Here is a 19,313-nt window from a genome sequence, read left to right on the forward strand (position 1 = left end):
AAAACGCAACCTTCTTGATGATTTGATCGCGCAGAGGATAACGCCCGACGAAGCGGAGAGGGTCTACGATTGGTACATGGATAGTCTGACGGCTGCTGATTCACCGGTCGTGGAAATGCTCGGATTCTCAAGAAAAGAATGGACAGCTCACGCCCACGGTGCGCCCTTTGAGGTGATAGCGTCCTGGCGTGCTCACGGTTGGCCAACCCGGTGCTTTCTTTGCGGTGGGGAGATTGTTTCAGATAACTACGGATGGTTTCCTCGCGAACACGATGGAGTTTACGGACTGGTGCATATTGTTTGTCCTGCGTCTGAGTGACGATGCCGCGGGAGATATCATTAAGACTGCTAAGATTGAAATTTCTGTTCAATTCGTCCATTCATGGCAAAGGCAGCACTCGATGGATTTCGCCACGCTTACTAACGCCCAGAAGGGGATGGTCGGCGAATTGCTCGGTAGCGCCACAATCGATAACATCGTGCCAGGCGCCGAAAAGATCGGCCGCACGCAGACGATCGGGCAGAACGGCATCGACGACCTGTATAAGGTCAGCAAAGCCGGCTTTGATAAATTGCAACCATCGGACGTCCGCGATCTACCCAACGGCGGTCGAGTTGGACAGCTACCCGATGGCGGAACGGTGGTTGCCCGGCCAGACAGCTCGGACGGCAGGCCAACTCTTGAAATCCAAAATGGCTAGAACAAGGAAAAGGTTAGGTACGGATCACGAGCGAATTTTTGCCGGTTAAACATGCCTTATTGGATGCTGCGCCGTACGTTCTCATTTCTCTTACCGACGCAGCGGGACTGCTTACATTGCGGCTACAGGGAACAGACGGGCGGATCGTCAGCGTATGCTTCGATGGACACATCTATTACAACCAGATGGACGAGGGTGAAGCTTGCCCTGCTAATGCACGAATCCTGTCTTGGCTTTACGTTGATCGAGGCACGTCGTTCGGACTTACTCGATTGGTTCATTGAGGAGAGCTTTGGCGTCCGTTCGGTCGATACCTTGTGCCACTACGTCGTGTTGACAGAGGACGACGTAGTCAACATTGTGTCGCTTGATGTTCCGCAAGTTATGGCGACCTAATGCGCTTCATTGGCACATCGATTGAAACCGCCTTGCCCGAAGGAAATTCGATATGGATCGAACTAACAGACACGTTACTCTCTCGGATAGTGACCTTGCCGGCAGCGGGCCTTGTCCGCCTGCTTCGGCGCTTGACGAGCAGAATCGATGTTTGAAACAGCGACGAAATTCCACTACGAAACCTTCGCAAATGCAGATTCAATCCTCGTTGCGGAAACCCACGAATACTGATCCCATTTCTTCGGTAATCAACGCAATACCTAACTCAAAAGATGTCTATGAAACCCGTCGTCCGTTTTCTTCTTAAGTCGTTCGCTTTCTCGATAGTTTTTAGCGTCGTTTTTAGTGCCGTGGCAATCCTGTTATTTGCAGTGTCTCAAAGGCTCAATGAAGAGAAGGAGGCAAAGGTCCAAACCGCCCAAGTCTCAGCACGGCAGAAATTGCAGGAAAGGTCTGCGCAGCAAGATGCCGAGTACCAAAAGCAAGTTGCTATGCAGGAGCGGTTATTCCGCCGCTCCGAAGACCAAATGAGCCGCAGCGAGGCAAATCTCGCCCGAACGGAGGCAATCGTCAAGCGCGAGAGCGTGTGGCTCACTCAGAAGGAAGCCAACGTAAAGAAGGAAGCGGTGATCCTCGCAGAACAGGCGCGTCAGCTCGGTATCGCGAAGGCGAAATAACTGGATTTTTGCCGGAATCATCAGGATTTGAGCAACAATGAAGATCGGAAAGAGGCTATCGCTTCTGCCATTAATAGCCTCTGCCTCGCTGGCAGCCCGTATTCGACAGGGACTTTATGGCCACAGAGATCCTGTGCGGCCTGACGATGAACGGGCGTAGCCGTCACTTCCTGACTCCTGCAAAGCGCAACACCTTCTGGGATGTGATCGCCGGCACGGCTGACGATGCGATGGTGCGCATGCGCGCCTCACCGCAGGCGATTCGTGCCATCGATGCGCGCGAGCGCGAACGTGTGTTGCTGACCTCATTGAGTGATCGCCGACGCTTTAAACCCACTGATATCGTCGCCTGCTACGAGCGCCGCTGGCAGATCGAAACCAGCTATCAGGAACTCAAGCCGTCGATGCTGAGCGAGACCTGGTGCCCAGGCAGGAAGCCGGCATGTTCGAGCATGGCATCGATGACCTGCATCCAGAGAGCGGCGATGCGTTGCATGTCGCACGGGAAGGACACGTCGCTCTCGTCGATATAGAAGGCGACGAATGTGTACCACCGCTTGGCCGCGATGAGTCAGGCTCGGTGTGGTGCATGGTGACAAAGAAACAAGATCTGTCGCCGCCGCATGTGATGCAGCATTGCGCTGAAACAGAGGCGACACACTGTGAAACCAGCGTGAGCGAGCTGTTCGTCATGCGGCAACAATCCGGTCCGCGGGCTATCGCAGCTCGATCTCGGCATATAAGTTTAGCGGGTCGATTAGTTATGCAAACATATCGAGATGACCAGAATGAATCTTCTGGCAAACTTCCCCCAATCACGATAACAAGTCTGAGCATTCCCCGCATCGATTCAGCATTGAACCAACAGCCGAATCGAATGGAGCGATCTCGTCGCCACAAGCCATCAAGCGGCAACAAGATCCGGTTCCCTTGAACAATTTTGACGATTACGAACTAGTGCAAGAGACAAACAATTTGCCGCTGGTTGTGGATCTGGACGGAACGCTGACATTGACTGACACGCTGACCGAGTCCGTGATTCAGCTGGTGAAGCGCAATCCGTCGAACATCATTCGTTTGCCGACGTGGTTGTTGCAAGGACGTTCGGCATTCAAGCACAAGATTGCCGCCCGCTCCAATTTCTCAGCGGAATACCTCCCGTATCGCACAGCATTGATCGACTTTTTGATCGCCGAAAAAATGCGCGGCCGAAGAATCATTCTTGCCACTGCCGCGCATGGTTCGATTGCTTCGAGCGTGTCTGCACATCTAGGGCTGTTCGACGAAGTGCTGGCTACAAAGGAAGGCATCAACCTGAAAGGAGTGGCGAAACTTGAGAAAGTACGCGAATGCGTCGGTGAGCCGTTTGTCTATGTCGGCGACAGTTATGCCGATCTACCGGTGTGGCTTGGCTCACAGGCGGCCATTCTGGCTGGTGTTTCGCCGCGTCTGGCCGCTTTAGTCCGCGAAAACGTTCCGGTCGAGCGTGAATTCACAAACAGGAAAACCGGTCTTCACGTTTGGCTGAAGGCGCTACGCGTTCATCAGTGGCTCAAGAACCTGTTGCTGTTCGTGCCGCTGCTGACGGCATTTTCTTTCTTCGATACTGACAAGCTGGTCACGCTCGCGATGGCGTTTATTTCGATGTCGCTGGGCGCTTCCGCAACCTACATCGCAAACGATATCTGGGATCTGGAAAGCGACCGTCGGCATCCACGCAAGCAGTATCGTCCTTTCGCAAGCGGAACGCTGACGATATCGAGCGGACTTCTGTCCACTGTTGCGCTTCTCATTGCGTCGCTAGTCCTGGCGTTCTCAGTCTCGGTTGAGTTCGCAGCGATGGTGGTGCTGTACCTGATCCTGACCACAGCCTACAGCTGGTTTTTGAAAACTCGCGTGATGATCGACGTGATCATGCTGTCGCTGCTGTACACCCTGAGAATTTTAGCGGGATCGGTAGCGGTTCAGATCAACACGAGCCGCTGGTTGCTTGCCTTTTCTGTTTTAACGTTCCTGAACCTCGCCCTCGTCAAACGCTGTTCGGAGTTGGTGTCGCTGCGTGCGAGCGGTGATACCGCAACGGTGGGCCGCGATTATCAGGTCGCCGATCTCGAGGTTCTGTGGCCACTCGGCATCGGAGCATCGCTCGCGGCCGTGGTCGTCTTCGGTCTTTTCATTAACGCGCCTGACACGGCCGGTCGATATGCGTTACCTGATCTGCTGTGGTTAGTCGCGCTCGGTTTGATCTCCCTGTTCGCGCGGCTGTGGATCAAGACTGTACGCGGTGCGATGGATGACGACCCGGTCGTCTATCTGATTGAAGATCGCGGCAGTCTTCTCACTATCCTGCTTATGGTCGCGATCATGATGGCGGCCCATTTTGTACAGCTTTGACAGGTCATCAACAAAATGAATCAAAAAAACAGAAACAGGATGCTTGCGTTCTGCCGGTTCTCGATCGTATTCGTGTTGCTGCTGGTCTGCAGCGGAAACGTAACCAATAGCGTGTTGCTGAAGTTCGGATTTCGCGACGATCACAAGCTCGATGGCTACGCGCAAAGCCTTACGCTGGTCAGCATGATGGAGGGGACCGCCCCGAAGCCGTACGTCTATCGTTCTACCTTCGCCAAGGTCGCGAAGCGAATGTCAGAGAAGCTCAGCCCGAGCCTGCAGCAGAAGCTGTTCAAGTCTATTACCCGCTACGATTCGCTGCACCACAGCTACTTCAACGGCGTCCCGGACGTGTTCTGGACGACGACGGTGGCGATCAGCTATCACGTCGTCTATTTCTTCGTAGTGTTGTCGATGGCGCTGACGTTATGGTTGGTCTATGCGCTCGCAAGAATGCGCGGCTTGTCGTTCGGGCAGGCATTGGGGTTCCTGGCGGGCTTTAGCTTTATCTATCCGCTCACGTTCCAGCAGGGTGGGTATTACTACGACTTCATCGAAATACTCGGCGTATTCAGCGCATGCTATTTCCTGCTGAAGCGGTGGATGATCCCCTGCACGCTGGCCATTGCATTCTTTTCGTTCAATAAGGAAACTTTTTTCCTCGTACCGTTCGCTTTGTTTTTCCTGCATCAGCAGGAGGTTCCGATTCGCAACCGGATCGGGTGGCTGATCGTTCAACTGGCGTGCTGTTTCGCGAGTCGGGTTTTCATCATGAGCGGCTACGAACTGAATGGCGGGGGCTTCATCGAGTTTCACGCAAAGGAGAATCTGCTGTTCTGGCTTAACCCGGCGTCATACGTTCGTTTCTATAACCTCATTGCCAAGGGTATTTTCACGCCGAGCCTGCAGAATCCGCTGATCCTCATACCTGCGGTCGTCTTCTTTCGCCAGGCGTGGCGGGAGACCGGCGCGCGCTACAGGCGGTATTTCCTCGCCGCTTTCCTGCCGGTTGCCATTCTGTTTGTGCTGTTCGGCTATATCGACGAAGCCCGTAACTTCTCACTGGCGTTCCCTGCGATCGTACTCGTTGCACTGAATGCGGCAAGCCGTTTTGGGCAGATTTTTTCACTTGGGAACGCCGATCAGGCGGAGGTCGAAACGCGCCAGCGCTCGGCCGTGGCGGGTTGATCATGTCGTTGATCGCATTGATTGCCAGCGGTATGTTGAGCGGACTGGCGAGTGTCCTGCTACGGCTCGCCGCGCTCCGGGCCGCGGCACCGTCTGCTGAATGGGTGCCGCTTCTGCTTCGAGCAGCCGCAATGGGCTCCTATGGCATCGGGTTTGTGCTCTATGCGCTTGCGCTTCGCAAAGCCAGTCTGGGCCTCGCCTATCCGTTAATGGTCGCCGTCTCGATCCTCGTTGTACTCGCGTTCACGGCGCTGCATGAGCAGATGTTAAAGCCGACCCAGATAGTCGGCGCGGCAGTGATTTTTGTTGGTGTCTGGTTGGTAACAAGACAGGTATGACCAGACCACAACGTATGCAGGTGGGCAAGGCGCTGTCCATCCTTCCACTATCGGTTGCTTTCTTGTCGCTGACCGCTTCTGATTTGCGTGCCCAGCAGGTGCCTGCTGCTCAGGCTGCTGTCCGAACCGGAGCCGAACAGGATCAACGTGCCCGGCAACAGCAGGAAGCCCGCGAACGCGAACAGACCGTGAACGCCCCGGCGGTACGCTCCGCTGCCGTGCCGCCGGTGGTCCTTCCTCAACTACCGACAGAAGCCCCCTGCTTTCCGATCCGCGCATTCATGCTGGACGTGCCATCGACTCTTTCAGACGAGGTGCGGGCGCAGGGTGCGTCGGCCTTACCGCTTGACCGCTTCGCGTTCGCCCGCGAATGGCTCGATCACTACGTGGGCCAGTGCATCGGCAAACAGGGACTGGACACGCTCACGAAAGGATTGCAGCAAACGATCCTGAATCGCGGCTACATCACGACGCGTGTGCTGTTGCCCGGACAGGACCTGTCGACCGGCGGACTGGCATTCGCGCTCGTCCCGGGCATCGTCCGCCAGCTACGCTTTGCCGATCCATCGACGCACGGCACATGGAAATCCGCATTCCCCGTCCGCGGCGGCGACATGCTGAACTTGCGCGATCTGGAGCAAGGGTTGGAGCAGATGAAGCGCGTCAGCAGCCAGGACGTCGACATGAAGATCGAGCCGACCGATATACCGGGCGAAAGCGACGTCGTAGTCACGGTGAAGCGCGCAAAATCGTGGAGCGTCGTCGCGTCGGTCGACAACTCGGGTTCACGCGCGACCGGCAAGCTGCAAGGCAACCTGAGCATCGGCATCGACAACCCGCTCGGATTGAACGATGTGTTCACTGTCGGCGCGAACCAGGACCTTGAATTCGGCGACAAGGGCTTGGGCTCGCACGGCTTTAACAGCTCGTACTCAATTCCCTGAGGCTACTGGACCGCGACGCTGTCGGGTAACACAAACACCTACTATCAACAGATCGCGGGCGCAGACCAGGCGTTCATCTCAAGCGGTAATTCGCAGACAGCCGGCCTGAAGTTGCAGCGCGTCATCAGCCGCAGTCAGAGCGACGTGCTCGGCGTCGAGTTCCAGCTATCGAAGCGCTTCGGCGAGAGCTTCATCGACGACACAGCGATACCGCAGCAGCACCGCAACAACATGTTCATCGAAGCCGGGTTGACCGACCGTCACTACTTCGGCGATGCCCAGTTCGACGGCACGCTCGCCTATCGCCAGGGCATCAATGCATTCGGCGCGACACCCGATCCGTACGCGAGTGGACCGACGTACTGCTTTCACATGGCCGTGCTTGACGCAAACCTCTCAGTGCCGTTCCAGATCGCGCAGCAAAACCTGCGCTACGTGACAACAGTACACGGCCAGTTCACGAACAGCACACTGTTCTACATCGACGACCTGACCATTGGCAGCCGCTACACCGTGCGCGGCTTCGACGGCGAAACGATGCTTGCCGCGGAAAAGGGTTTTTACTGGCGCAACGAATTACAGATGCCGATCGGACAGACCGGACAGGCGTTGTATGTGGGGATCGACTACGGGCGCGTGTTCGGCCCGAATACGGCGTTTCTGGCGGGCACGCAACTGGCGGGTGCGGTCATAGGCATTTGCGGCAGCATGCCGGCGCGGATCGCAAGGCTCTCCTACGACCTGTTTGCGGGCACGCCGATCTATAAACCATCCGAATTCCCCACCGCACGAGTCACGCTCGGTTTCCAGATGATGGCTCAGTTTTGACCCAAACAGCCCGTCGACTTTTTCGGGCCGCCTCGCCTATGCCGCGTGGCACGAACCACGTGATTTAACTGATTTATAGCGTTTTCCCCACTGCCCCCTTTTCATGGAGCGATGCAATTGAAGTCAATCAGAAAATATGGAGTGCTGATCGCAGCCTCCGTCACTATTGCCCTGACCGGATGCGCAACCGAATCGTCAAGAGCATTACCGGTGCCGGTCGTCAGCAGCGCCCAGACACCGTATGCGGGCAAACCGGTGGAGATCGCCGTAGGCAAGTTCGACAACCGCTCGAGCTATATGCGAGGGATTTTCTCGGATGGGATCGATCGCCTGGGCGGTCAGGCCAAAACCATCCTGATTACCCACCTGCAACAGAGCCGCCGCTTCAATGTGCTGGATCGCGACAATCTGGACGAGATCAGGCAGGAAGCGACATTCACGAAAAAAGTGCAAACCATCAAGGGCGCCAATTTCGTCGTGACAGGCGACGTGACCGAATTTGGTCGTAAGGAAGTCGGCGACCAGCAACTGTTCGGCATCCTGGGGCGCGGTAAAAGCCAGGTGGCTTATGCGAAGGTGAATCTGAACATCGTCAACGCGACGACATCCGAAGTGGTGCTGTCGAGCCAGGGCGCTGGGGAATACAGCCTGTCCAACCGCGAAATCATCGGCTTTGGTGGCACGGCCAGCTATGACTCGACACTGAACGGCAAGGTGCTCGATCTGGCAATCCAGCAAGCGGTGAATCATCTGGCTGAGCAGGTTGATGCCGGAGCATTGACGGTGAACAAATGAGCACCATTCGAACCACATTGGCAGATCAATACCTGGACATGAAAACGATGAGAAACAGCACAATAACGAGGACGATCTGGTTGCCGGTGATGGTAGCCGGAACATTGCTGGCGGGATGCGCGACGTCTACGCCGACGCTGTATCAGTGGGACGGCTATCAGCCGCAGGTCTATGAGTACTTCAAGGGGCAAAAGAGCTCGGCAGAGCAGATCGATGCGCTCGAAAAGGCACTTCAGCAGATTCGGGCCAAAGGCAACATGCCGCCGCCTGGCTTCCATGCGCATCTCGGGATGTTGTACGCGAGCGTTGGTAAGGATCAACAGGCGCAACAGGAGTTGCAGGCGGAAAAGCAGTCGTTCCCGGAGTCTTCGACCTACATGGACTTTCTACTGAAAAAGTCCAAACAATAATAAGAGGATAACCATGTTCAAATCCATTTTTCTCAGACTGCCTGCAGCGATTTCGGTCCTGGCCTTGCTTGCCGCATGTACGGCGCCCGTCCAGCGTGCCGACTACACGGCCTTCAAAAAAAGCCAGCCGCGCTCGATCCTGGTACTGCCGCCTTTGAATGAAACGTCGGATGTGAAGGCGACTTCGGGAATGCTGGCCCAGATGACGAAGCCGATTGCGGAAGCCGGGTATTACGTTTTGCCCGTCGCCGTGATGGACGAGACTTTCAAACAGAATGGTTTGACCACCCCGGCGGATATTCAACAGATCTCCGCGGCCAAACTCCGTTCTATCTTTGGCGCGGACGCAGCGCTGTATTCGAAGGTCACCCAGTACGGCTCCGTTTACACCGTGATAGATAGCAATACAGTCGTGACTGCTTCGGCGAAGCTCATTGATCTGAAAACAGGCGATGTGATCTGGCAGGGCTCCGGGAGCGCTTCGGGTAAAGAGCTGGGGAATTACGGCGTGAATGCCGGATTCATCGAGGCGCTCGTGCAGGCAGCGGTCAAGCAAGTGGTGCACAACCTGTCAGACGATAGCTTTGCGGTAGCGGGGCTGACTAGCCAACGTTTGCTGTCCGCCGGGCCTCCAAATGGCCTTCTGTACGGACCGCATTCTCCGAAGTACGGTACCGACTGACGGAAGGAGTGCAGTTTCGATGCAGCGAACCCGATTCAAGCTGACCGGCAAGCGCCTGCGCGATACGCTATTCGATTTTGAGAACGGCGCGCAGCCAGGCGCTACGGCTAACGCCTCGCCCAAAGCGAAGGCTTAAGCCGGCGGCGACTGCACCACCACGCCATACCACCCCAGCCCGCGATAGCTTTCGTAGCCGGGCGTGGCGGCGAACGATACGGTGCGGCCGTCCGTCAGCCGATAGAAACCGGTCGGCTTGCCGTCGATCGTCAGGCGAAACTGTTCGTCGAGCACGCCCTTGTCGTCCGAGCTGGCGATCACGCGATGCGACGCGTTGACGATCATGCAGCGCGTGCGACGCCATTCTTCATCCGTGAGACGCACGCCCTTGACGACCGCCGACGCTTGCGGCGCCCAGTCGAAAAAGATCACCAGCGCGCCGAGCGGCTTGCCGTCGACTGCGCCGTTCTCGCGAATCGCCGTGGCATAGGTCGCGACTTGCGCGTGCTTCAGCAGCGGCAGCGCTTCGATATCGCCCGCGACAAAATCGGCGCCAGAAGGCGTTTTTATCGCCTCGCGAAACCAGCTCGCGTCGGCGACATTGCGGCCGTGCACCGCGTACGTATCGGGCCGCCCGTTCGCGATCACGTTGCCCGATGCATCGACGATCCATAAATCGCGGTACACGGTATAGCTGTCGAGAATCACCGACAGACGGCGCGACGCATACGCCTGCGTGCCGGCGTTCGCATCGGCGAGGCAGTTCACCACGGCGGAGTCGGTGGCCCACCAGCGCACGTCGCATGAGCGCTCGTACAGATTGCGGTCGATTACGTCGATCATGTTCAGCGCAAGGTCGGCGCAACGCTGGCCTTCGTGCGAGCGCAGCCGTTCGATCATGCTGTCGCCGAGGTCGGTCAATTTGGTCAGCGAACCCGCGAGTTCACGGTTGAGCACGGTAGTGATTTCGCCGATGCGCGCCGACACATGCTTGACCTGATTGGCGACCACCGCGAAGCCGCGGCCCGCGTTGCCCGCACGCGCCGCCTCGATCAGCGCGTTGAGCGCGAGGAAGGTGGTCTCGCGATTGATATCGTTGATATCGGAGATTTTGCCCGTGGCGAGCTTCCTGACGTGATGCGTCAGTTCGACAATTTCAAGCGGATTCGACATGACGTGGTCCCGGTTCCTGGCAATGTTATGCCTGCATAAAAGCAAGCATTGGGCCGGGCAGATGAAGTGGGCACTGCGGAGGCTGCCATGCACGCGGCAAACGTTTGGCGACGCATGACATGGTGCAAGGCGTCACCGGCGCTTACCGGCGACGCACCGCGCTCGTGCATCGCCGTGATGGAACTGGCGGCCTGCAAAGGCGCAAATCAGGCCTTCAAAGGCAACCAGATTTCGAGCCCACCCATTCCGCTGACGGGATCGAACTTCTCGTCGTAGCGCTCGAAGTTCGGCGCATCGGCGGGCACGTGTCCCGACGCCGGCAGCCACTGATTCCAGATCGTGTTCCAGGTGCGCCGGATCGTCGAGATATGCTCGCGATGGCTGAATACCGCATAGCGCTGTGCGGGAATGCGTACGCGGCTCAATTCGGCCGGCAGCGTTGAGAAGTCGCTGACTTCGACGCCGCACAGGTAATCGAAATTGCCCGAGTCGTCGGCGTTGTAGGACACGCCGTAGGCGACACCGCCCACTTGCGCCGGCACCTTGCCGTAGTAGGCGCCAAAGCGCTGCCATTGCGAGGGAATGGCCTGGCTGGTGTCGCAGGAGTAGCGCTCGTTCAGGCCCGCGACGAGAAACGGTTTGCCGTCTTCGAAACGCGGCGGTTCCAGATGGGCGAGAAGGGTTTGGTCCATTTTGATCGGCTCCACGATGGCAAGATTGTCCAGATGACCACGCGCGCGCAGCGCTTCGGGCGTGAGCCCGAACTGCTCGCGAAACGCGCGCGTGAATGCCTCGTGAGAGCCGTATCCGGCGTCGAGTGCGATCGTCAGAATGTCCGGTGCGCCGTTGGCGAGGCGCCGCGCCGCTTCGCTCAAGCGCCGCGCGCGGACATAGCGCATGACCGGAAACCCCGTGGCCGCTTCGAATGCGCGCGCCATGTGAAAGCGCGACACGCATCCACAGCCGGCGATGTCCTCGAGCGTCAGCTCGCGGGCAAAGTGGCTTTCGATAAACCAGAGTGCTCTTCCGACGGGGCTCATATCGGCTCTCATGTCAGCATGAAGCCAGCATAGCGGGCGGCGAACCGGCGCATTTGATCGCGCTTGCGGTTGTGCAAATCAGTCACCTCAAGATGACAAGCTGGCCCCGCTCCTGGCTGGAACACGTGAGGCGCCGATCCTGCTAGACGAATTCGATTTCAGGCTTGACGACGAATTCGCGCGTTGGTTTGGGGTGGCGTGCTCAATCTGATTGCGCTGGGTCAGCCGGACATCAAGCAATACATGACCGTTACGCAACGGCCACTCGACAGGCAGTAGTGCAGTAAGCCAGACGCGAACCGACAGGTCTGGGGGCCGCTCAATAATTTTCCGTTGCAGCCTGGTTCCCAGCGGCTCTTGAGTGTCCGTCCGCTTCCGGCACCTTTTGGCCATGTACGCCTTCGTGCGAGCCAGCGCCGCCCGGCTGCCCTCGCCGCAACAGCAATCCGCCAAGAACGCCCGCCGCTGCCGCGAAAATCGCCCCGAACAGGAACGCGACGTGATAACCGCTGTTGAGCGCCATCACTGCATTTTCGGAAGCCTGCGCGGCGCTGCTGCGCGCGGCGGCGAGACTCGCGAGCACCGCGAGCCCCAGCGCACCACCCATCATGAACGACGTATTGACGATCCCGGACGCGAGGCCCGAATCGCTCGGATCGACGTCGCTCATCGCAGCCAGCAGCACGGGATTGAACGCGATGCCCGCGCCGAAGCCGAGCAGCATCATGCCGGGCAACACGTCGAGCACGAAGCTGCCGTTGACCGGCGCGCGCGCGAACAGCGCGAGTCCCGCCGCCGCGACCAGCAGACCGACGGCGAGCGGCACCCGCAGACCGAAGCGCATCACAACCCGCGCCGACAGACCCAGAGAGAAGAACGCCATGATCAGATTGGCGGGCAGAAACGCGAGCCCGACCTGCAGCGGCCGGTAGCCGAGCACGCGTTGCAGATACAGCGCGGAGATGAAGAACCACGCGAACATCGCCGCCGCCCACAGCACGCCGACCACGTTGGCGGTCGCGACATTGCGCAGGCGGAACAGCCCGAGCGGCATCAGCGGATGCTGCACGCGCGCTTCGATGACGAGAAACACCGCGAGCAGCATCAGCGCCGCGAACAGCAGACCGAGCGTCTGCGGCGAGGTCCAGCCTGCTTCATTGCCATTCACGACCGCGTACACGGCCAGCATCAGCGAAACGGTGACCGTGAAGGCGCCGGCGACGTCCAGTCGTTCACCGTGCGCGTGGCCGCGCGCCGACGGCAACAGCGCGACGCATAGCCCGTAGACCGCGATACCGATCGGCAGATTGACGAGAAAGATCCAGTGCCAGCTCAGCAGGTTCGTCAGCAGACCGCCGAGCAAGACGCCGATGCTGCCGCCGCCCGCGCAGACGAAACCGTAGACGCCCATCGCTTTCGCGCGTTCGCCGGGCTCGGTGAACAGATTCATGATGAGCGACAACGAAACGGCGGAGACGATCGCACCGCCCAAACCTTGAACGGCGCGCGCACACACCAGCAGCACTTGCGAGTTCGCCATTCCGCATGCGAGCGACGCAAGCGTGAACAGTGTGATGCCGCCGAGGAACAGCTTGCGGTGCCCATACAGATCGCCGAGCCGGCCGCCCAACAGCAAACAGCCGCCGAACGTGAGCATGTAGGCGTTGACCACCCACACCAGTGAAGTCTCGCTGAAGCCGAGATCCGCCGCGATCGACGGCAGCGCAACGTTCACGATCGTCGTATCGAGCACGATCATGAGCACGCCGAGGCACAGAACAATCAGCGCCAGCCAGCGTTTGTTGCCGTGGATGGAATAGGTCATGCAGGGAACTCCTTTGCCGCGCTCAGTCGGATGCCGGACGCGCCGCCGCTTCGCGAGACGTCGGCAACTCGTTGATGGCAATGGGGATTTTCGAGTCTAGCCCCGGTAGTGCCGGACTACAACTACGAATTCCTGGTCGCCCGGCATCGGCTCGCTAGTTGAGGCCGCCTGCCAGCCTCAGCTCAGAAGTTCGTACTTGCCGCCGCGTTCCAGCGCGCGCTGATAAGCCGGCCGCGTATGAATGCGTTTGAGAAATTCGACTACAGCCGGAATCTGGCCCTCCATGCCGCCGCGCGCGGTGGCGGCTTCGAGCGGAAAGCTCATCTGAATGTCGGCGGCCGTGAAGTCGTTACCGACGAACCAGCCGGTCGCGCTCAATTCATTGTTGACATAGCCGAGGTGCAGCTTCAACTGCGGATCGATGAAGCTCGATTGCAGCGTCGCCGCAATCTTGCGGGCGATCGGCTTGGCGAAGAACGGCATCGGCGCGCCGGCGATGCGCAGCGCGATCAGCTTCAGCAGCAGCGGCGGCATCGCCGAGCCTTCGGCATAGTGCATCCAGTAGGTGTAGCGCAGCCACTCGGGTGTGCCCGCCGCGGGCGCCAGGCGGCCTTGACCGTACTTGTCGATCAGATACTCGATGATTGCGCCCGATTCGGCGAGGGTCTGGCCATCGTCGGTAATCACGGGCGATTTGCCGAGCGGATGCACCGCGCGCAACGCCGGCGGCGCCAGCATCGTTTTCGGGTCGCGCTGGTAGCGCTTGATCTCGTACGGAACGCCGAGTTCTTCGAGCAGCCACAACACGCGTTGCGAGCGGGAGTTGTTCAGATGATGGACGGTCAGCATGGGGCGAGGGACGTTGGCCTGTGGAGTGTCACATCATAGGGATGTTGTGCAGAGGCGTGACTCTAGTCGTACCTCACACGCGTGACTTGTTGCCCATCAACCGGTTCGACGGCAGCGTCTCGTCGAGCAGTTTGCGCGCGCTCTCGATGCCGGCAACCGGCAGGCCCTCGGGATCGAGCAAACCGACCTGCACCAGCACCGAAGCCTGATCCCAATAGATATGCTCGTTATAGAGCTTGTCGCCGCGGAAGCACACCACGGCCAGCATCGGCACTTCGAAATACTTGCCGGTCGGCGCCACGCCAGGCAGCAGCCAGTCGATCTCGCACGTATGCGTGCAACTGAAAATAAATTCGTCGACGATGCGATCCGCGCCGATCGTGCGCGAAATCGGAATCAGCTTCGTATCGACAGGGTTCGAATTGACGAAGTGATGCGTGTAAAAACGTTTGAGGTTGTCGTGGCCTACGCCGCCGGTCATTGTCGGTACGTGATTCACGTACGGTTGCGCGACCATCGTCGGCATCACTGCTTCGACGTCACGCGTCGCGAATTCGTAGTAGCAGTGCTGCTCCCACAGCGTGTTCAAATCGTAGACCGGGCCCAGCACCTTACGCAGCAGCGCGAGCGTGCGCGAATATGCCATCAGCGCGGCGGGTTTGTCGTATTGCGGGCGCGAGGACGCGGCGAACGCATGATCGCAGCCCGGGTACACGTATTGCTCGATCTGCGGGCGCGTGCGCAAGGCAGCGCTGATCCGCTCGCGTGTTTCAGGCGGGCAGAGTGCATCGTTTTCGGGGAAGTGAAACACCATCGGGCAGCGAACGGCCGGCACTTCATCCAGATACGCTTCGAGGCCCACGCCGTAGTAGCTCACCGCGCAGTCCACGTCGGTGCGTGCCGCGCTCAGAAACGCCAGCCGTCCGCCGAGACAGTAGCCGACCGCGCCCACCTTGCCGGCCTGCTCAGGCAACGTGCGTAATGTTGCGACTGTCGCCGCGATATCGTCGACGGCGAGATCGATGTCGAAACGCCCGAGGTAATCGAGCGCCTGTTTCATGTCGGCTTCGTCATAGCCGAGCACGATGCCAGGTTTCATTCGCCAGAACAGATCCGGCACCAGCACCACGTAGCCTTCCTCGGCGAAGCGGTCGGCCATCGACTTCATCGTGTCGTTGATACCGAAAATTTCCTGCAGCAGCACGAGCCCTGGCCCTGAACCTTGTGCCGGACGCGCGACGTAGGCGTTGAAACGGCCGCCATCCTGGGCGACGACTTCGATGAAAGAGGCGGCCATGCGGTGTCTCCTGCGAAGAAAGAGGGGCTACATGAGGGGCTACCCGAGCGTACGCAACGCGAAGCGTTTGAGCTTGCCGGTTTCGGTACGCGGCAGCGCGTCGATGAACGCGATGACGCGTGGATATTTATACGGCGCCACGCTATTTTTCACGAAATCCTGCAGTTGCGCGACCAGTTTGTCATCCGGCGTGTAGCCCGGGTTCAACACCACGAACGCCTTGACGATCTGCCCGCGCGTTTCGTCCGGTACGCCGACCACGCCACATTCGGCCACCGCGTCATGCTGCATCAGCACGCTTTCCACTTCCGGGCCGGAGATGTTGTACCCGGCGGAGACGATCATGTCGTCGGCGCGCGCCTGGTAGAACACGTAGCCGTCTTCGTCCAGGTAGACCGAGTCGCCGGGCAGGTTCCAGCCGTCGCGGACGAATTTCGCTTGTCGCGCGTCGGCCAGATAGCGGCAGCCGGTCGGCCCGCGCACCGCGAGTTTGCCGATCGTGCCGGGCGGGACCGGTTGCATGGCGTCGTCCACAGCTTGTACGACGTAGCCCGGCACCGCGCGGCCGATTGCATGCGGACGAATCTCATCACCCTGCGCCGAAATGAAAATGTGGATCAGTTCAGTGCCGCCGATTCCGTCGATCATGTCGATGCCGGTGGCATCGCGCCAAAGATGACGCGTCGAATCCGGCAGCGCTTCACCCGCCGACACCGTCTTTTGCAGGCTCGAAACGTCGTGGTGCGCAACCAGCGGCGCCATCTGCCGGTAGAACGTCGGCGCGGTGAACATGATGGTGGTGTGAAAGCGCTCGACGGTCTGCAGCAAGGTCTCGGGCGTGAGCCGCTCGATCAGTACCGTCGACGCGCCGACGCGCAGCGGAAAGCACAGCATGCCGCCGAGCCCGAACGTGAAGGCGAGCGGCGGCGTGCCGCAAAAGATATCGCTCGAAGACGGTTTCAACACGTGACGCGGGAACAGATCGCACATCGCCAGGACGTCGCGATGAAAGTGCATGCAGCCCTTGGGCGCGCCGGTCGTGCCGCTGGTGAAAGCGATCAGGCAGACGTCGTCGGCGGCGGTGTCGCACGCGGTGAACTGGTCCGGCTTGTTGATCGCGAGCGTCTCGAGAGAATCGGCGGCGTCGCCATGGAACAGGCGTGTTTGCTTCAGGCCCGCGCAATAGAACTCGTCTTGAGGATCGTTGCAGCGCGCGAGTTCTTCGGTTAGACGGGCATCGCATAACGCCGCGCCGACTTGCGCCTTGTCGATGATCTGCTTCAGCTCTTTCGCACGCAGCAACGGCATGGTCGGCACCACGACGAGGCCCGCCTTCAGCGCGGCGAGTGCGGTCACCGCCATCTGCAACGTGTTCGGCCCGCGCAGCAGCACGCGGTTGCCCGGTTGCAAACCCATCTCGTCGACCAGTACATGCGCGCTGCGGTTCACCAGCGCGAGGAGCTCGCCGTAAGTGGTGGCTTGAGGCTTGCCGTCCACCTCGGACCAGATTGCCGGATGATCTCGATGGCCTGCTTCGATGGTCCGGTCCAGCAATTCCGTCGCGCAGTTGAAGCGCGCGGGGTATGCAACGTCGGGATTGTCGAGCAGAAAAACGGGCCATTGATCCTGCGGCGGAAGATTGTCGCGCGCGAAGGTATCGACGTGTGCTGACGGTTCCATCATGGTCTCCCGGGTGTTGAGCCGGCTTGATGCACTTCGGTTGGCTTGGCGGTCTTAGTTAGGGATCACTGCTGTGGCTTCGATCTCGACTTTGGCCTCGTCTTCGATCAACGCGACGACCTGCACCGCGCTCATCGCAATGTCGTAATCGCCGATCAACTCGCGAAACGCGCGGCCGATCTCTTTCAGCGATGCCAGATATTCGCGTTTGTCGGTGACGTACCACGTCAGGCGCACCAGATGATGAGGCGAGCCGCCCGCTTCATGCAGTACGGCCAGGATGTTTTTGAGCGCCTGAATGGCCTGGACGGCGAAGTCGGTGGTCTGGAAACGCGCCTGTTCGTCCCAGCCGATCTGGCCGGCGATGAACACTTGCGTGCCGGTGGCCGCGACGCCGTTCGCATAACCGCGCGGCTTGACCCAACCGGCGGGGAGGAGAGCTGTTTTCATGAGCGTTGTGCCTCGATGGGTTCGGGCTGTGGGGCAAACTTCGCGAGCGCGCTCGCGATGTCGGCGGGGATGTCGATGGATGTGCCGCTTTCGAGCGAGGTCGTCACCAGCACCTGCTTCGCGCGGAAGCGGGTTTCGTCGCCGCAATAGCCGACGATGTCGATGCTTAGCGAGCGGCGTCCGATTGCAAGCACGGCGAGCGAAAGCGTGATCGTTTCGCCCATCTGGCTCGGCCGCGAAAACTCGCAATCGAGCTTGACGATCGGCAGGCCGACGCGGCGCTGCGCGATCATGTGCGCGTAGTCGATATGCAAGCCTTCGTTGAACCAGTCTTCAACCAAAGCGTTGGTCATCACCAGATATTGCGGAAAGAACACGATGCCCGCCGGATCGCAGTGCGAGAAGCGGATGCGAACGGGTCTTTCGAAGCTCGCGTTCATTTCGGGTTGCCCTCACTGTTGTCCTTGAGGGCAGCGGCAGCGTGCGCCTTGAGCAGATCGCGGCCGACAATCAGCTGCTGCACTTCAGTCGCACCTTCATAGATTCGCAACGCCCGGATCTCGCGATACAGCATCTCGACGGCCGTGCCGCTCTGCACACCCATGCCACCGAATAGTTGCACGGCGGCGTCGATCACCTGCTGCGCGCCTTCGCTCGCGTGCCACTTCGCCATCGCGGCTTCACGCGTGACGTTTTCACCCTGATCGCGCAACCATGCCGCGCGATAGACCAGCAATGCGCTGCTGTCGATCGTCAACGCCATTTGCGCGAGCTTCGCCTGGGTCAGTTGAAAATCGCCGAGCGTCTGACCAAACATCTTGCGCGACGCTGCGCGAGCGAGACCCTCGGCCATCGCATGACGTGCGAAGCCTAAAGACGCCGCCGCCACCGACGTGCGAAAAATATCGAGCGTACGCATCGCGAGTTTGAAACCTTCGCCTGGTGCGCCGAGCATCTGGCTGCGCGGCACGCGCGCGCCGGCAAAGTGCAGACGCGCGAGCGGGTGCGGCGCGATCACGTCGATGCGTTCGGCGATTTCCAGCCCCGGCGTGCCGGCGTCAACGATGAATGCGCTAATGCCGCGTGCGCCCGGCGCTTCGCCGGTTCTGGCGAACACCACATAAAAATCAGCGATGCCGCCGTTCGAAATCCACGTCTTGTCGCCGTCGAGCACATAGGCGTCACCGTCTTTGCGGGCGGAAAGCGCCATCGCGGCGACGTCCGATCCCGCTTCCGGCTCCGACAAGGCGAACGCGGCGATAGCCGTGCCGTTCGCCACGCGCGGCAAGTAGCGCGTCTTCTGCTCATGCGTGCCGCCGAGCGAGATCGCGCCTGAACCGAGCCCTTGCATTGCCAAAGCGAAATCGGCAAGACCGGAATGTTTGGCGAGCGTTTCGCGCAGCAGGCAAACGGCGCGGGTGTCGATCGTGTCGCCATGCCCGCCATACGCGACGCCGCCGACGCCGTATTTCAGCCAGCCGGCCGCGCCGAGTTCACGCACGAGCTTGCGGCAGGCGGCATCGACGTCATCGTGTTCGACGTGCGTGAGATTCGTGCGGGACCATGCCTCGATACCGGCGGCCAGTTCGCGATGACGCGGTTCGAAAAACGGCCACGCCAGCGCGCTGTGCAGATCTACGTGAGCGCTCAAC

At 59.6% G+C, this 19,313-nt stretch carries 17 protein-coding genes and 3 pseudogenes; 11 read left to right on the forward strand and 9 right to left on the reverse strand.

All coding sequences use genetic code 11. The annotated features are described in order from the left end of the window. Nucleotides 1-272 precede the first annotated feature (272 nt). From AC3WOG_RS21470 to AC3WOG_RS21515, 10 genes and pseudogenes are all read left to right on the forward strand, one after another. Nucleotides 273-701: a hypothetical protein gene (locus AC3WOG_RS21470; RefSeq protein WP_492579979.1), complete on the forward strand. Its 429-nt coding sequence runs from the start codon at nt 273-275 to the stop codon at nt 699-701. Between the two features lie 674 nt (nt 702-1,375). Continuing rightward, nucleotides 1,376-1,774 (forward strand): hypothetical protein, encoded by a 399-nt coding sequence (locus tag AC3WOG_RS21475; RefSeq protein WP_492579980.1) that lies wholly within the window; start codon nt 1,376-1,378, stop codon nt 1,772-1,774. 98 nt (nt 1,775-1,872) lie between these two features. Next, a pseudogene (locus tag AC3WOG_RS21480) lies at nt 1,873-2,307 on the forward strand (transposase); the annotation flags it as partial. Between the two features lie 397 nt (nt 2,308-2,704). Then, complete coding sequence (locus AC3WOG_RS21485) at nt 2,705-4,168, forward strand: UbiA family prenyltransferase (protein ID WP_492579981.1); 1,464 nt, start codon at nt 2,705-2,707, stop codon at nt 4,166-4,168. A 15-nt stretch (nt 4,169-4,183) separates the two neighbouring features. After that, a complete protein-coding gene (locus AC3WOG_RS21490) occupies nt 4,184-5,353 on the forward strand; it encodes a hypothetical protein (protein ID WP_492579982.1) in 1,170 nt (389 codons plus the stop codon). Nucleotides 5,354-5,355: 2 nt separating this feature from the next. Next, the gene (locus AC3WOG_RS21495) at nt 5,356-5,691 is read left to right on the forward strand and encodes an EamA family transporter (RefSeq protein ID WP_492579983.1); all 336 of its coding nucleotides are present in this window, start codon (nt 5,356-5,358) and stop codon (nt 5,689-5,691) included. 14 nt (nt 5,692-5,705) lie between these two features. Next, nucleotides 5,706-7,463: pseudogene (locus tag AC3WOG_RS21500) on the forward strand (ShlB/FhaC/HecB family hemolysin secretion/activation protein). 111 nt (nt 7,464-7,574) lie between these two features. Then, nucleotides 7,575-8,258, forward strand: a complete 684-nt coding sequence (locus AC3WOG_RS21505; RefSeq protein WP_492579984.1) for a CsgG/HfaB family protein — start codon at nt 7,575-7,577, stop codon at nt 8,256-8,258. Nucleotides 8,259-8,305: 47 nt separating this feature from the next. Beyond that, complete coding sequence (locus AC3WOG_RS21510) at nt 8,306-8,668, forward strand: DUF4810 domain-containing protein (RefSeq protein ID WP_492582395.1); 363 nt, start codon at nt 8,306-8,308, stop codon at nt 8,666-8,668. A 13-nt stretch (nt 8,669-8,681) separates the two neighbouring features. Further along, nucleotides 8,682-9,350, forward strand: coding sequence for a DUF799 domain-containing protein (locus AC3WOG_RS21515; RefSeq protein ID WP_492579985.1), 669 nt, complete (start codon nt 8,682-8,684; stop codon nt 9,348-9,350). Between the two features lie 132 nt (nt 9,351-9,482). Here AC3WOG_RS21515 and AC3WOG_RS21520 read toward each other — a convergent pair whose 3' ends face one another. Together AC3WOG_RS21520 and AC3WOG_RS21525 are read right to left on the reverse strand one after the other, a co-directional pair. After that, on the reverse strand, nt 9,483-10,544 hold the full coding sequence (locus AC3WOG_RS21520; protein WP_492582396.1) for a cache domain-containing protein: 1,062 nt from the start codon (nt 10,542-10,544) through the stop codon (nt 9,483-9,485). 182 nt (nt 10,545-10,726) lie between these two features. After that, nucleotides 10,727-11,560, reverse strand: coding sequence for an AraC family transcriptional regulator (locus AC3WOG_RS21525; protein WP_492579986.1), 834 nt, complete (start codon nt 11,558-11,560; stop codon nt 10,727-10,729). Nucleotides 11,561-11,657: 97 nt separating this feature from the next. Between AC3WOG_RS21525 and AC3WOG_RS21530 the strand changes: the two are divergent. Further along, nucleotides 11,658-11,839, forward strand: a pseudogene (locus AC3WOG_RS21530) (hypothetical protein); the annotation flags it as partial. Between the two features lie 40 nt (nt 11,840-11,879). Here AC3WOG_RS21530 and AC3WOG_RS21535 read toward each other — a convergent pair. The 7 genes from AC3WOG_RS21535 to AC3WOG_RS21565 form a co-directional block, all read right to left on the reverse strand. After that, on the reverse strand, nt 11,880-13,385 hold the full coding sequence (locus AC3WOG_RS21535; RefSeq protein ID WP_492579987.1) for a DHA2 family efflux MFS transporter permease subunit: 1,506 nt from the start codon (nt 13,383-13,385) through the stop codon (nt 11,880-11,882). Between the two features lie 177 nt (nt 13,386-13,562). Continuing rightward, a complete protein-coding gene (locus AC3WOG_RS21540; protein ID WP_492579988.1) occupies nt 13,563-14,234 on the reverse strand; it encodes a glutathione S-transferase in 672 nt (223 codons plus the stop codon). A 73-nt stretch (nt 14,235-14,307) separates the two neighbouring features. Beyond that, on the reverse strand, nt 14,308-15,531 hold the full coding sequence (locus AC3WOG_RS21545) for a dienelactone hydrolase family protein (protein WP_492579989.1): 1,224 nt from the start codon (nt 15,529-15,531) through the stop codon (nt 14,308-14,310). 39 nt (nt 15,532-15,570) lie between these two features. Further along, nucleotides 15,571-17,211, reverse strand: a complete 1,641-nt coding sequence (locus AC3WOG_RS21550) for an AMP-binding protein (RefSeq protein ID WP_492582397.1) — start codon at nt 17,209-17,211, stop codon at nt 15,571-15,573. Nucleotides 17,212-17,265: 54 nt separating this feature from the next. Beyond that, nucleotides 17,266-17,661, reverse strand: coding sequence for a RidA family protein (locus tag AC3WOG_RS21555; RefSeq protein WP_492579990.1), 396 nt, complete (start codon nt 17,659-17,661; stop codon nt 17,266-17,268). Beyond that, the gene (locus AC3WOG_RS21560; protein WP_492579991.1) at nt 17,658-18,101 is read right to left on the reverse strand and encodes an acyl-CoA thioesterase; all 444 of its coding nucleotides are present in this window, start codon (nt 18,099-18,101) and stop codon (nt 17,658-17,660) included. The genes AC3WOG_RS21555 and AC3WOG_RS21560 overlap by 4 nt, the downstream gene beginning before the upstream one ends. Then, nucleotides 18,098-19,312, reverse strand: a complete 1,215-nt coding sequence (locus tag AC3WOG_RS21565) for an acyl-CoA dehydrogenase family protein (protein WP_492579992.1) — start codon at nt 19,310-19,312, stop codon at nt 18,098-18,100. The genes AC3WOG_RS21560 and AC3WOG_RS21565 overlap by 4 nt, the downstream gene beginning before the upstream one ends. Nucleotide 19,313: the final 1 nt, after the last annotated feature.

This window comes from Paraburkholderia sp. FW306-02-B (assembly GCF_058782725.1).

Coding starts and splice junctions, on each gene's coding strand:
- AC3WOG_RS21470 (WP_492579979.1), top strand. CDS start 273: ATGGAGTTTACGGACTGGTGCATATTGTTTGTCCTGCGTCTGAGTGAC.
- AC3WOG_RS21475 (WP_492579980.1), top strand. CDS start 1,376: ATGAAACCCGTCGTCCGTTTTCTTCTTAAGTCGTTCGCTTTCTCGATA.
- AC3WOG_RS21490 (WP_492579982.1), top strand. CDS start 4,184: ATGAATCAAAAAAACAGAAACAGGATGCTTGCGTTCTGCCGGTTCTCG.
- AC3WOG_RS21495 (WP_492579983.1), top strand. CDS start 5,356: ATGTCGTTGATCGCATTGATTGCCAGCGGTATGTTGAGCGGACTGGCG.
- AC3WOG_RS21505 (WP_492579984.1), top strand. CDS start 7,575: ATGCAATTGAAGTCAATCAGAAAATATGGAGTGCTGATCGCAGCCTCC.
- AC3WOG_RS21510 (WP_492582395.1), top strand. CDS start 8,306: ATGAGAAACAGCACAATAACGAGGACGATCTGGTTGCCGGTGATGGTA.
- AC3WOG_RS21515 (WP_492579985.1), top strand. CDS start 8,682: ATGTTCAAATCCATTTTTCTCAGACTGCCTGCAGCGATTTCGGTCCTG.
- AC3WOG_RS21525 (WP_492579986.1), bottom strand. CDS start 11,560: ATGAGCCCCGTCGGAAGAGCACTCTGGTTTATCGAAAGCCACTTTGCC.
- AC3WOG_RS21535 (WP_492579987.1), bottom strand. CDS start 13,385: ATGACCTATTCCATCCACGGCAACAAACGCTGGCTGGCGCTGATTGTT.
- AC3WOG_RS21540 (WP_492579988.1), bottom strand. CDS start 14,234: ATGCTGACCGTCCATCATCTGAACAACTCCCGCTCGCAACGCGTGTTG.
- AC3WOG_RS21545 (WP_492579989.1), bottom strand. CDS start 15,531: ATGGCCGCCTCTTTCATCGAAGTCGTCGCCCAGGATGGCGGCCGTTTC.
- AC3WOG_RS21550 (WP_492582397.1), bottom strand. CDS start 17,211: ATGGAACCGTCAGCACACGTCGATACCTTCGCGCGCGACAATCTTCCG.
- AC3WOG_RS21555 (WP_492579990.1), bottom strand. CDS start 17,661: ATGAAAACAGCTCTCCTCCCCGCCGGTTGGGTCAAGCCGCGCGGTTAT.
- AC3WOG_RS21560 (WP_492579991.1), bottom strand. CDS start 18,101: ATGAACGCGAGCTTCGAAAGACCCGTTCGCATCCGCTTCTCGCACTGC.